At 62.3% G+C, this 12,285-nt stretch carries 10 protein-coding genes; 4 read left to right on the top strand and 6 right to left on the bottom strand.

Going from position 1 to position 12,285, the window contains the following annotated elements; genetic code table 11:
- Nucleotides 1–115: 115 nt before the first annotated feature.
- Nucleotides 116–1,264, top strand: coding sequence for a MalY/PatB family protein (locus ACODTO_RS08050; protein ID WP_489106238.1), 1,149 nt, complete (start codon nt 116–118; stop codon nt 1,262–1,264).
- 279 nt (nt 1,265–1,543) lie between these two features.
- Here the strand turns inward: ACODTO_RS08050 and ACODTO_RS08055 are convergent, their stop codons facing one another.
- Nucleotides 1,544–1,948 carry a VOC family protein gene (locus ACODTO_RS08055; protein ID WP_489106239.1) on the bottom strand — a complete coding sequence of 135 codons (405 nt, stop codon included), beginning with the start codon at nt 1,946–1,948 and terminating at the stop codon, nt 1,544–1,546.
- 189 nt (nt 1,949–2,137) lie between these two features.
- On the opposite strand from ACODTO_RS08055, the gene ACODTO_RS08060 reads away from it, so the two are divergent.
- Nucleotides 2,138–2,995 carry an SDR family oxidoreductase gene (locus tag ACODTO_RS08060; RefSeq protein ID WP_139645666.1) on the top strand — a complete coding sequence of 286 codons (858 nt, stop codon included), beginning with the start codon at nt 2,138–2,140 and terminating at the stop codon, nt 2,993–2,995.
- A 73-nt stretch (nt 2,996–3,068) separates the two neighbouring features.
- On the opposite strand, the gene ACODTO_RS08065 is transcribed toward ACODTO_RS08060, so the two are convergent.
- The gene (locus ACODTO_RS08065) at nt 3,069–3,569 is read right to left on the bottom strand and encodes a CinA family protein (RefSeq protein ID WP_489106240.1); all 501 of its coding nucleotides are present in this window, start codon (nt 3,567–3,569) and stop codon (nt 3,069–3,071) included.
- Nucleotides 3,570–3,737: 168 nt separating this feature from the next.
- On the opposite strand from ACODTO_RS08065, the gene ACODTO_RS08070 reads away from it, so the two are divergent.
- Complete coding sequence (locus ACODTO_RS08070; RefSeq protein ID WP_489106241.1) at nt 3,738–4,349, top strand: Yip1 family protein; 612 nt, start codon at nt 3,738–3,740, stop codon at nt 4,347–4,349.
- Nucleotides 4,350–4,417: 68 nt separating this feature from the next.
- On the opposite strand, the gene ligD is transcribed toward ACODTO_RS08070, so the two are convergent.
- The 4 genes from ligD to ACODTO_RS08090 are packed head-to-tail and all read right to left on the bottom strand — an operon-like array spanning nt 4,418 to nt 10,582.
- Nucleotides 4,418–7,045, bottom strand: coding sequence for a DNA ligase D (gene ligD, locus ACODTO_RS08075; RefSeq protein WP_489106242.1), 2,628 nt, complete (start codon nt 7,043–7,045; stop codon nt 4,418–4,420).
- Nucleotides 7,042–8,205, bottom strand: a complete 1,164-nt coding sequence (locus ACODTO_RS08080) for a carboxylate-amine ligase (protein WP_489106243.1) — start codon at nt 8,203–8,205, stop codon at nt 7,042–7,044. The genes ligD and ACODTO_RS08080 overlap by 4 nt, the downstream gene beginning before the upstream one ends.
- Complete coding sequence (locus ACODTO_RS08085) at nt 8,177–9,178, bottom strand: methyltransferase (protein WP_489106244.1); 1,002 nt, start codon at nt 9,176–9,178, stop codon at nt 8,177–8,179. Before ACODTO_RS08085 ends, ACODTO_RS08080 begins: the two co-directional genes overlap by 29 nt.
- Nucleotides 9,179–9,187: 9 nt before the next feature.
- Nucleotides 9,188–10,582: an iron-containing redox enzyme family protein gene (locus ACODTO_RS08090; RefSeq protein ID WP_489106245.1), complete on the bottom strand. Its 1,395-nt coding sequence runs from the start codon at nt 10,580–10,582 to the stop codon at nt 9,188–9,190.
- Nucleotides 10,583–10,945: 363 nt separating this feature from the next.
- Here ACODTO_RS08090 and ACODTO_RS08095 point away from each other — a divergent pair, with 363 nt between their 5' ends.
- Nucleotides 10,946–12,283, top strand: coding sequence for a cation:proton antiporter (locus tag ACODTO_RS08095; RefSeq protein WP_489106246.1), 1,338 nt, complete (start codon nt 10,946–10,948; stop codon nt 12,281–12,283).
- Nucleotides 12,284–12,285: the final 2 nt, after the last annotated feature.

Here is a 12,285-nt window from a genome sequence, read left to right on the forward strand (position 1 = left end):
AATGCAACTGTAGCCAATTGCCACTACGGAATGATAGTAAGCCATCGATCTTTTCCTGCAGGATGTTTGCTTTATCATGGCCGTCATCCCAATTCCCTGACCTGATGGAACCGCCATGACTTTCGATTTCGACCCCGTGTTCGAGCGCCACGGTACCGGCAGCACCAAATGGAGTCGCTACCCGGCCGATGTGTTGCCGATGTGGGTGGCCGATATGGACTTCGCCGCCCCGCCCGTGGTCATCGATGCGCTGCGCAAGCGCTTAGAGCATCCGATGCTTGGCTACAGCGTGGCCCAGGACAACCTGCGTGCGGCCATCGTGACTGACCTCTGGAACAAGTACGCCTGGCGGGTCGAGCCCCAGCAGATCGTGTTCCTGCCGGGTGTGGAGCCGGGTTTCAACATGGCCCTGCATGGGCTGGTAGAACCACAGCAGAATGTCGTGGTGCAGGTGCCCAACTACCCGCCGCTGCGCAATGCGCCGGGCCATTGGCAGTTGAACAAGGTGGAGTTGCCTTTCAATCCGGTCAACGGCGAATTCCACACGCCGCTGGCGGCATTGCGCGAGGCCTTGCACGGTGGTGGCGCGCTGTTGTTGAGCAATCCCCACAACCCGCTGGGCAAGGTGTTCGGTCGCGAAGAACTCAAGGCCGTGGCGGATATCTGCCTGGAGCAGGATGCCTGGATCATCTCCGACGAGATCCATGCCGAGCTGTGCTTCGACGGCCGGGTGCACATTCCCACCGCCACCCTGAGCCCGGAAATCGCCGAGCGCACCATCACTCTGATGTCCGCCAGCAAGGCCTACAACATCGCCGGGCTGAAAACCTCGTTCGCCATCATCCAGAACGCCAAGGTGCGCGAACGGGTCAACAACGCCCGTGCCGGTATGGTCGACAGCGTCAACGCCCTGGGCCTGGAAGCGACCCGGGCGGCCTACAGCGAGGCCGGTCCGTGGCTCGAAGCGTTGAAAGTGTATCTGCAAGCCAACCGTGATTACCTGGTCAATGCGGTGCAGACCCGACTGCCCGGCATCACCATGACCGTGCCCCAGGGCACCTACCTGGCGTGGCTGGATTGCTCGGGGTTGGGCTTGGACGATCCACAGGCCTTCTTCCTCCATGAAGCCAAGGTAGGGCTGAGCGCCGGGCTGGATTTTGGCGACGATGCCCAGCAGTTCGTGCGCTTGAACTTCGGCTGTCCGCGGGAATTGCTGGAAGAAGGGATTGCGCGAATGGAGAAGAGCCTCAAGGCTCGGCGCTGATTGTTGGAATAAGGTGGCATGAGATTTATCTGTGGCAGAAGGATGTACCTGTGGCAGAAGGATTTATCTGTGGCGAGGGGATTTATCCCCGTTGGGTTGCGTAGCAACCCCCGCTTTTCCAGCACAGAGAATCCCTGGGCGAGCGCTTCGCACTCGAGCGGGGATAAATCCCCTCGCCACAGGTACATCCTTTGCCACAGATAAATCCCCTCGCCACAAAGTCCGTTAGCCACAATCATCCCAAAGCACAGATCCCTCTTGCCACAGTCGGATCAGTGGTTATTCATGCAGGTCCGGCGCATATACAAAACACAGCTTGTTCCCCTCAGGATCCCGGCAATAGGCGCCAAAGTAGCCTTCCGAGTACTGCGGCCTCGAGCCAGGCGGGCCTTCGTCGAAGCCCCCCATGGCAATGGCCAGTTCCCAAGCGGCGTGCACGGTTTGCGGTGAGTCGGCGGCGAAGCTGACTTGCATGCCGTTGCCCCACGTGGCGGGCAAGCCGTTGAAGGGCTGTTGCACGAATACCTGGGGCCAGCGCTTGCCCGGTTGGTGCCAGCCTTCTCCGGGCGGGCCAGAATCGTTTTCGCTGTCCATGCGCACCAGTCCCAGGCAACCAAGGACTGCATCATAGAAAGCGATCATCTTTGGCAAGTCGCGCGCGCCGATCTGTATATGACTGAACAATCCCATCTCCTTGTTGCATGACGTATGGCCATTGGAGAATTCCTGTTCTCCAACATTCGCTGTGGGTCACTATTGGTCGACGAAACGCCCTGCGCAACGCTCATCGACCGGCTGAATGATCCAACCGAACTCTGCCGAAAAAACCGCGGTCCACCCTCCATCGCATCCACACCTTGCCTGGAGAACGACATGGTCGACTACCCTACCCCGCCTTTCCCGAAACAAAGCCAACCGGTGCCTGGCTCCCAGCGAAGAATGGACCCGTATCCCGATTGTGGCGAACAGAGTTACACCGGTTCCGGGCGTCTGGCGAGCAAAATCGCCTTGATCACCGGTGCCGACAGCGGCATTGGTCGCGCCGTGGCAATCGCGTTTGCCCGTGAAGGCGCGGACGTGGCCATTTCTTATCTGGATGAGCACGAAGACGCCCGGGAAACCGCCCGCTGGGTCGAGCAGGCTGGCCGCCAGTGCCTGTTGTTGCCGGGCGACCTGGCGGACAAGGCCCAGTGCCGCAAAGTCGTCGATGAGACCGTCGCGCGCTTCGGACGCATCGACGTCCTGGTCAACAATGCCGCATTCCAGATGACCCACGAGCATCTGGAGGACATTCCGGATGAGGAATGGGTACGCACGTTCGATATCAACATCACCTCGATGTTCAGGATCTGCCAGGCCGCTGTGCCGCACATGAAAGCCGGTGGTTCGATCATCAACACCAGTTCGGTCAACTCCGACATGCCCAAACCGACCCTGCTGGCCTATGCCACCACCAAGGGTGCCATCGCCAACTTCACCGGCGGCCTGGCGCAGATGCTCGGGCCCAAGGGCATCCGGGTCAACAGCGTGGCGCCGGGGCCGATCTGGACACCGCTGATTGTTGCGACCATGCCTGAGGAAGAGGTTCAGAACTTCGGTTCCCAGACGCCCCTGGGGCGCCCGGGCCAACCGGTGGAAGTGGCGCCGATCTATGTGCTGCTGGCGTCGGATGAGTCCAGCTACATCTCCGGGTCACGGTATGGGATAACCGGGGGCAAGCCGATCCTGTAACCCATGCAGCCTCCCCCCTTTGTGGCGAATTTTCTTGTGGCGAGGAAGCAAGCTCCCTCGCTACAGAGATGCCCTATCGGTACTCACCCGCCAGTGCCCGCTGGTGAAAGTGCCGCAGTTGCAGCAGCGCGTGCTCGGCGGCCCACAACTGCACCTGCCCACGCGTGCCGAAAAAACGCTCCTGGCGGCTGAACAGCGCCCGCTTGCCATTGATCTGGAAGGCCCAGGCGAAGCACACGGTGCCGGCGGGAATGCCATCCATGTCGTCCGGCCCGAGGATCCCGGTGGTGGCCACCGCCACATTGGCGTTGGCATCGTGCAACGCGCCGAGGGCCATTTCCTGCGCCACTTCGCGACTGGTGAGGTTGAAGGTATCGATGGTGCGCGGACTCACGCCCAACAGCCGTTGTTTCGCCTCGGGGGAATACACCACGTAACCGCTTTCGATCAGCGAACCGCTGCCCGGCACCTCCGCCAACAGCGTGATGATCTGGCCAGCGGTACAGGATTCGGCCGTGGTCAGGCGCAAGTCATGGGCTTGCAAGTAATCAACCAGGGAATAGGCGACAGTCATGGTACAGAGTCCTTCTGGGATGCTGATGGGTTGACCTCTGCCGCTTGGATTCATTCCCTCTGATCGCCTCCGGGCAGGCCCCGCCAAATAAATGAAACCCCCACTCATTCCCACACCTCAAAATCCATAAGGGCCTCACGCTGAGGCTGTCTCGATCAGGAGGTCGTCATGTCCGCACCTTTCGTCAAACTGTTCACGCATCCCGAGTTCGCCTGGCAGGACATCCGCGAAGAAGAACAGGCCCACCCGCGCCATTATCTCGGCCACTTGTTGTTGCTGGCCGTGATCCCGGCGGCGTGCCTGTTCATGGGCACCACCTGGACCGGTTGGAGCCTGGCCGAAAACGAAACGGTACGCCTCACGGCCCACAGCGCACTGCAACTGTGCGTGCTGCTGTACCTGACCATCGTCGCCGGCGTGGCGCTCATGGGCCTGTTCATTCGCTGGATGTCACGCACCTTCGAGGTACGCCCGACCGTCAACCAGTGCATCGGCTTTGCCGCTTATACCGCCACCCCGTATTTCCTGGCCGGGCTTTCCGGGCTTTACCCCAGCCGTTGGCTGGCGGTGGCCGTGCTGCTGGTGGCCTCGGCCTATTCGAGCTACCTGCTGTTTATCGGCCTGCCCAAGTTCATGAGCCTCAAGAAGGAACAGGGGCTGTTGTATTCGGCGAGTGTCTGGGGGGTTGGGTTGCTGGTCCTGGTGACCATGTTGGTGGAGATGATCCTGCTGTGGTTCAACGTGTTGCAGCCGGAATACTTGCGGTTTCCGGTGGGTTGATCAGCCGATGGGGTCCTGGTGGCGAGGGGATAAATCCCCTCGCCACAGAAGTCCACTGAAAATCCCTATTACTTATCCGTTTTCTTCATCCCAATCCGCCGACGCATGTCGGCCGTGATGCTCTGGCGGGTTTTCTTCAGGTCGGCCCAGGGTTCGTGCCCCACTTCCGCCAGACGCTCATGGACGTTGTGCACATTCCACAGGTTCGCCCCCTTGAGCTCCGCCACCTCCTCCCGAAAGATCGGCACCGACACTGGCAGCCCTTCACGGGTCCGGACGGCGTAGGCGCAGATGGTGGTGGCGCCCAGACCGTTGCGCAGGTAGTCGATGAAGATCCGCCCTACCCGGTTCTTCGGCCCGGACACCGCAGAGAAGCGGTCCGGCAGCAGCTTCGCCATATGGCTGACAATGGCGTGGCTGAACCCCTTGACCTCGTCCCAGCCGAGTTTGCGGGTCAACGGCACCACCACATGAATGCCCTTGCCACCACTGGTCTTGAGAAACGCCTTGAGGCCGAGTTCGTCGAGCACCGACAAGGTCAGCTGGGTGGCTTCCACCATGCTTTTCCAGGGCAGTGCCGGGTCCGGGTCGAGGTCGAGGACGAAACGATCCGGCTTGTCCAGATCCACGGCGGTGGCATTCCAGGTGTGCAGTTCCACCGTACTCATCTGCACCGCGCCGATCAGGGCCTCGGCATTGTTGATGATCATCACCGGCTGCCCGGTCAGTGCCTTGTCCAGGCTGGTAATGCCGGGAATCGCCAGGCGCTCGGGGTTCTTCTGGAAGAACAGCTCGCCGGCGATCCCGTCCGGCGCCCGCACCAACGCCACCGGGCGATCGGCCAGTTCCGGCAGAATGAATTCAGAGACGCTGGCGTAATACTCAGCCAGTTGCAGCTTGGTGGTACCGGTGGTGGCGTCGATAATCCGGTCGGGGTGGGTGATCCGAACCTTGCCGTCCATCGCCGGGGCCTGAGTGGTCTTGGTCTTGGTCTTGGTCTTGGTCTTGGTCTTGGTAGCGGATTTGGCCGGTTTTTTTGCGGCCTCTGCTGGCTCGTCCACGGCTTTCGGGCGTTCCTGGGTAATCTCCTTGGCCGGCTTGTCGCTGCGCAAGCCATGGAATACCGCGTGGCGCACAGCCCCCTCCTTGGTCATCTCGGCATACGCCACTTCGGCCAGTAACGTCGGCTTGAGCCAGTGAACGCCCTTGGCCTCGTAGCCGGTGGGCGGATTCACCACGGCCGCTTTTTTCGCCTCCAGGGGCAGCAATTGCTGGTGAATGCTTTTGAGGGTGGTTTCGTTGAACCCGGTGCCGACCTTGCCGGCATAACGCAGTTCGCCGCTGTCGGCGTCATGCAACCCCAGCAGCAACGCGCCGAAAGCACTGCGAGCGCCCTTGGGCTCGCTGAAGCCGACCACCACGAACTCCTGGCGGTTCTTGCATTTGAGCTTGATCCAATCGCTGCTGCGCCGGGACACATAGGCACTGCCCGCGCGCTTGCCGATCAGCCCTTCCATCTGCATCTGGCAGGCGCTGTTGAGCAACGCCTCCGGGGTTTCCTCGAAAGCATCGGAGAAACGCAGCAACGGGTCCTCGTTACGCTCCAGCACCGCCGCCAGCGCAGCCCGGCGCTGCTCCACCGGCACTTTGCGCAAGTCCATGCCGTTGAGGTAAGGCAGGTCGAACAGGTAATAAGCGATCTTGCCACTGCTGCCGGCGTCGAAGGCATTTTGCAGGGCCTGGAAATCCGGCACGCCCTGTTCGTTGGCCACCACCATTTCCCCATCGAGCCAGGCCGACTCGAGCCCGAGTCCGGCCAGCGCCTTGGCTTGGCTGGGCAACTTGTGGGTCCAGTCGTGGCCGTTGCGGGTGATCAGGCGCACATCACCGTTTTCGATGCGAGCCATGACCCGATAGCCGTCGAATTTGATTTCGTAGAGCCATTCGCCGTCGGGGGCGCTTTCCACAAGGGTTGCCAGCTCCGGTTTGAGCGACTCGGGCAGCGGTCCGGCTACTGCGCCGCTGAGAGTGGTTGTCGAGGTTTTCTTCGATGGCTTGGGTTTGGGCCTGGCGGCTTTGTCCGGCTGTTTCACCGCTTTGGCAGCGGCGGCTTTGCCACGGCGCTTGGGCACGATGGTGCGGTCGCTGAGCACGCTGTCCGGCTCGGCCTGCACCACGTCGTATTCACTTTCGGGCCGGGCTGCGTCGTCCTGGTGCTTGATCAGGAACCACTGTTCCTGCTTGCCCGGCATGTGAGTGCGCACCAGGTTCCACAGGCCGGCCAGCTTCTCGCCTTGCAGCTCGAACTTGAGCCGCCCTTTCTCGTAGGCCTCATGTGGATCGCCCTGGGGGATCCACACGCCCCGGTCCCAGACAATGACATCGCCCGCGCCGTAATGGCCTTCGGGAATGCTGCCTTCGAACGTCGCGTAATCCAGTGGATGGTCTTCGACATGCACCGCAAGGCGCTTGGACTTGGGGTCCAGGCTCGGTCCCTTGGGTACCGCCCAGCTCTTCAGCGCGCCGTCCAGCTCCAGGCGAAAGTCATAATGTAGCCGCGAGGCGTCGTGTTTCTGGATGCAGAACTGCAAGGCGTGGGCGCTTTTCTTCGACTTGCGCGAGCGCTTCGCCGCCGGCTCCGGGGTGGCGGCGAAATCACGCATGCGGTTGTAGTCATCGAGGCTCTTGCTGGTCATCGGCCACCTGCGACTTGCTGTAGCGTGGGACCGGCCACGGGCAGCCCGGCGGTTTCCGACACCAGTTGATCGACGACCCGGCCAAGGGCCTGCACAGGCGTATCCCCCAGCAGCAGCCCTTGCTCGTAGAGCACCACTTGCCGGTCGGCACTGGTGCCTTCTTGCACGATCCGCCGCACCTGCTTGAACACGTCGCTCACCCCGAGGGTCGCGGCCGTTTCACCAAAGGTCTGCTCGGCCAGGGTCAGCCATTCACCGATGAGCATCGGCTGCTCCTGTCCCTCGATGATGAACTCCGCGAGAATCCCGTGGCGCTTGGCCCGCCAGCGATTTTCCTTGAGGATCCATTGGGACGTCTGGCTGTAGCGTGCCCCGGGCTTGGGTTGGGCAATGGCATGGGCCACCATCAGGCGAAACAGCGAGACCAGGCACAGGACGTCGTCGATCCGCGGACAGGCATCGCAGATACGCATTTCCAGAGTGGGGAAATGCGAGGAAGGTCGAATCACCCACCAACAATCGCTGGCCTGGCGAATCGAGCCGGTGCGCATGAGCAAATCGACGTACTCGGCAAACGCCGACTCGTCGTCGAAAAACTCCGGGACGCCCATGCGCGGCCACTCATCGCAGGCGACCTGGCGGTAGCTGTTGAAGCCGCTATACGCACCGTTCCAGAACGGTGACGAAGCGCTCAACGCGAGAAACATCGGCAGCCAGGGCAAGACCTCGTTCATCACCCGCACCCGATCCCGGTCGGCCGGGACCTCGACGTGCACATGCAGGCCCGACAGCACGCTGCGCCGGGCCACCCGCTGGTAATCATCGAACAGTTGCTGGAAGTGCAGTTCATCGGTGGGCTGCAATCGCTGAGTGGCCATCGGGTGAGAGCCGGCGCTGAGCAGCCCCAGGCCATGGGGTGCCAAGCGTCGGGTCAGTCCGGCGCGCACCTCGGTCAGGTAATCGGCGGCTTCGGGCAGGCTGCGAAAGATGGGCGACGCCACCTCGACCTGGCTCTGGAACATTTCATGGGCGAAATGCTTGCCCAGCTCGATCCGGCATTCGGCCACCGCGGCCTCAGACGGTTGTTCGGGCATGCAACGGGTTTGCAGATCGGTGATGAAATACTCCTCTTCAATGCCGAACTTCAGACGCCTGTTCATCGATAATCCCTCCGAATCCCGCGCCAATGCGGGTTACCACCAACGCCACCACGGCGATCCTTTCCACGTCCCGATAACCCGGTGTCAGCAGTTCTTCACCAAAGACGTCCGGGTCCAATTCCTTGTAGGTCCAGCCAAATTCCGGCGAGTCGCGCCACGCACCCAACGCCTCCAGGAACGGGTCACGGCCATCGACCATCGCCACGCCGGTGTAGAGCACCAGCGAGCCGCCCGGCGTAAGGCGGGGCAACGCCTGCTCGACAATGCGCAACGACAGCCCGGCGCCGAGGACGCCACCACCATCACGATAGGCGCGCTCTGCCGGATCGGCCATGTACGGCGGGTTGGCGACGATCAGGTCGAACTGGCCGTCCACGTCTTGCAGCAGGTCGCTGTGAGCGATCTCGAGGTTGCCGACTTCGGCCAACGCGGCGTTGACCGCACTCAGGCGCAGGGCCAGCGGGTTGATGTCCAGCGCCAGCACCTGAGCCTCGCGACGGGCCCGGGCAATCACAATCGCTCCAACACCGGCGCCGCAGCCAATGTCCACGGCCCGATGCACCGCCGTGAAGTTCTGTTGCAGATGGGTGTGGATCAGCTGCGCGAAGCGGTAGCTGTCCGGGCCGAAAAACACCGCATCACTGGACTGGGTAGGAAATGCCGAATGGGCAAACAGCAACCCGTCCAGGCTCGACCAACGCACCCGGCTGTGGAACAGCCCCTGGCGTTCTTCCAGCACCTCGGCTTCTTGCAGCTGACGCTGCTCATCGGCGGAAATCAGCCCCGGCGCAAATGGCCGCGACCAGCCGAAGACGTCGCGCAACGTCCTGGAACGCTCGTTGCCGGGCCGCTGGTTGACCCGTTCGTGGGTCAACGGCGTTGGCGTGATGAAGCGATACCCGTCGGCTTGCAGGCGACGGCCCAGCTGCAGCAGCGCCAGGTCGGGTTCGGACAGGCGGTCTTCCTGATTCATGCAGAGCTCCTAGCGCAGTACGGATTTGAGTTCGATGAACCGACGGGTCGCCAGTAACCCGGCCGGATGGCTGTGGCAACGGGGCGAAAGCCAGGGCATCAACGTCTGCATCTGCTGGTCGGGCGATTGGCCACGCAGGGCCTGCTGCAGACTTTGCACATCGGGATCTTCCGCTGGCGTTGGCGGCTCGCTGGCGGCACCGTGGTTGCGCCGGGGCGCCGCACGGGAGCGCTCGTCCAGCCAGTTGCCGGCGATCCAATCGTGCAGCAGCTGTTTTTCGTAGGGGCTGAACACCCCGAACATCGCCGCGCCGGCCCCTTCGATCAGGGTCCAGAACCGACTGTTCTGTGGGTCTTCATGCCGCCGGATCCAGCCTTTGCCTTGCAGCGCGTCGAGAAAACCTTCCAGTTGGCCCGGTGCCGCCAGCCACTGGTTGACCGTCTTGCCCTCGAACTTGCAGTAATCGGAGTGCATGTGCTGGCCGAACGGGCGTTTGCGTTCGAGCATGTCCAGGACTTCGCGATACAGGTCGAAGGACTCGATGATCGTCCGGCTGCCCTGCCCCAGGTCATTGAGGCGATACCCCAGGGTCACCCGCCGCCAGAAGGCGTCGCGGTCGGCTTCCATCGGCATCAGTTGCAACAGCGATTGCACAGCTTTGTAGGCGTGACCGGTGCTGGCGTTATCGATGGTCACGTGGAGGGTGAAGTAATACGGGTCGATGTCCAGTTCGCTCAGCTCGTAGGCGCTGATCAACAGATGCAAGGGCAGTTGCTCGTAGCCCAGGTTGTAACCGATGACTTCCGGCAGGTATTCATCGCCCGCGTACCCCAGCGCCAGTTGCACCGCGCCTTGCAGGTAGCGCTCATCGTCGATGTCCGGGGCGTCTGCCAGGCCGTGTTCGGCGAGCAACTTGCGGTAGATCACCACATGGTTCTGCGCCGGTACGCCGTCGCCCAACTCTTCCAGGTAGGTACACAGTAGTCCTTCGAAGCGGTGGTCGTGCCAGTGTTTGAGCACGCCATACAACCAGGCGCCGTCCACCAGCTTGGTCGGTGCGACCGCCTGTAGGAAGTACAAGGCGTGGGCCTTGCTGGTAAAAAACTCCCGCGCCCCTCCATTCTTGCGCCGCTCCAGATAATCACCGTATTGCCGGGCCACGCCGGCACTGTGCTGCTCGACCCAGGCCTGCAGGGCCATGGGATCGTCGGGCATTTCCTGGGGCAGCGCCGCGGCCTTTTCCAGGCATGACTGGAGAAAGCCTTGGGCCACGGCTTGCCGGTCGGCATCGTCCGGGCCCTGGAGCACCCGCTCGTAGCATTGGCGCATGTTTCCGGCGGCAGTAAACGGATCTGTAAACGGTCGCTCGGTGGCGGGTCGGTGAAGGGTTGTCAGCGCAGTCATAAGGGCCTCATGGGTGCTTGGCAGGACGCTGAATCAGCACGTCTCTTCCAGTGCAGAGCCTTGGACGCGGCGAAAAATTCCCTCGGAGTGAAAGGCAGCCGGATAAACGGGGCGCGCCGTTGTAATGGGAACCCTCGCTTCGTTCGAGCTCTCGAATGAAAGAACCGGAGGTAAGTGCCAACCCTTGTGGCGAGGGGATTTATCCCCGCTGGGCTGCGAAGCAGTCCTAAAACCTGCCACTGCGTTGTACCAGCCAGATTGAGTTGACTGGTTTAGGGTCGCTTCGCGCCCCAGCGGGGATAAATCCCCTCGCCACAAGGGCTCTGCCAACAGTTGAGCGTTGCGGTTATCCAAGGAGCACCAATGATTTTCACAGCGTGGGTTGCGGTGCTCGGTGCCGTATTGCTGACCCTGGCCCTGACTTCTTCCTACCTGCGCTGGATGCCGGTCACCACCTCGGCGATGTGCCTGGCGCTGGGCGTCGCCATCGGTCCGGCGGGGCTGGGGTTGTTGAAGCTGGACATTCGCGACTCCACGACCTGGATGGAGCACCTCACTGAGATTGCCGTGGTGTTTTCGCTGTTCGTCAGCGGCCTCAAGTTGCGCCTGCCCTTCAAGGACCGCACGTGGCGCGTGGCCTATGGGTTGGCCGGGCCAGTGATGATCCTGAGTATCGCCGGCCTGTGCCTGGCGCTGCATTATCTGTTCGGCCTCGGTTGGGGTGTGTCGCTGCTGATCGGCGCGATGCTGGCCCCGACCGACCCGGTGCTCGCGGCGCTGGTGCAAGTCAACGACGCCCGGGACGATGATCGGGTGCGTTTCGGGCTGTCCGGCGAGGCCGGCCTGAACGATGGCACGGCGTTTCCGTTCGTGATCCTGGGCCTGCTGATGCTGCGCGACGGCGATGGCGGTTTCCTCACTGAATGGACCTTGCGCAACGTGCTGTGGGCCGTGCCAGCAGGCCTGCTGATTGGCTATGCAATGGGACGTGGCATCGGCCGCCTGACCTTGTCGATGCGCATCAAAAATGCCGACAGCACCCTGTCGCCCAACGACTACCTGGCCCTGGCCTTGATCGCTCTGGCCTATGTCGCCGCCGAATCGGTCCAGGGCTATGGCTTTCTCTCGGTGTTCGCCGCCGGGCTGGGGTTACGCCAGGCCGAGGTGGCCTCCACCGACAAGGACTCGCCGCCGGCCGAGCACCTGGTGCAACCGGTAGTGGGACACGAAACCGTTGCCCCGAGGCAAGCCGTGCTGGGCGATACCGAGTCCCTGGATGACGGCCAGGTAGCCGCCGGCGTGATGATGGGCGACATGCTCGCCTTTGGCAGCCTGGTAGAGCGCGCCATGGAAGTGTTCCTGGTGACCCTGCTCGGGGTGGTCCTGGCCAGTCATTGGGATTGGCGGGCCGTGGCCATCGGCGCCCTGCTCTTCGCCGTCATTCGGCCCTTGTGCGTGCTGGCGATACCCTGGGGGCGTTTGCTGGATCGCTCGCAACGGTTGCTGATCGGTTGGTTCGGGATACGCGGCATCGGCAGTCTGTTCTACCTGTTCTTTGCCTTGAACCATCACTTGCCACCCGAGGTGGCGAACCTGTGTATCAACCTCACCCTGTCGGTGGTGGCCCTGAGCATTCTGGTCCACGGCTTGAGCACCCAGCCGACCCTGGCCTGGTATGAACGCCACAAGCGATCCGATTAGGC

This window comes from Pseudomonas sp. FG13, from assembly GCF_057809755.1.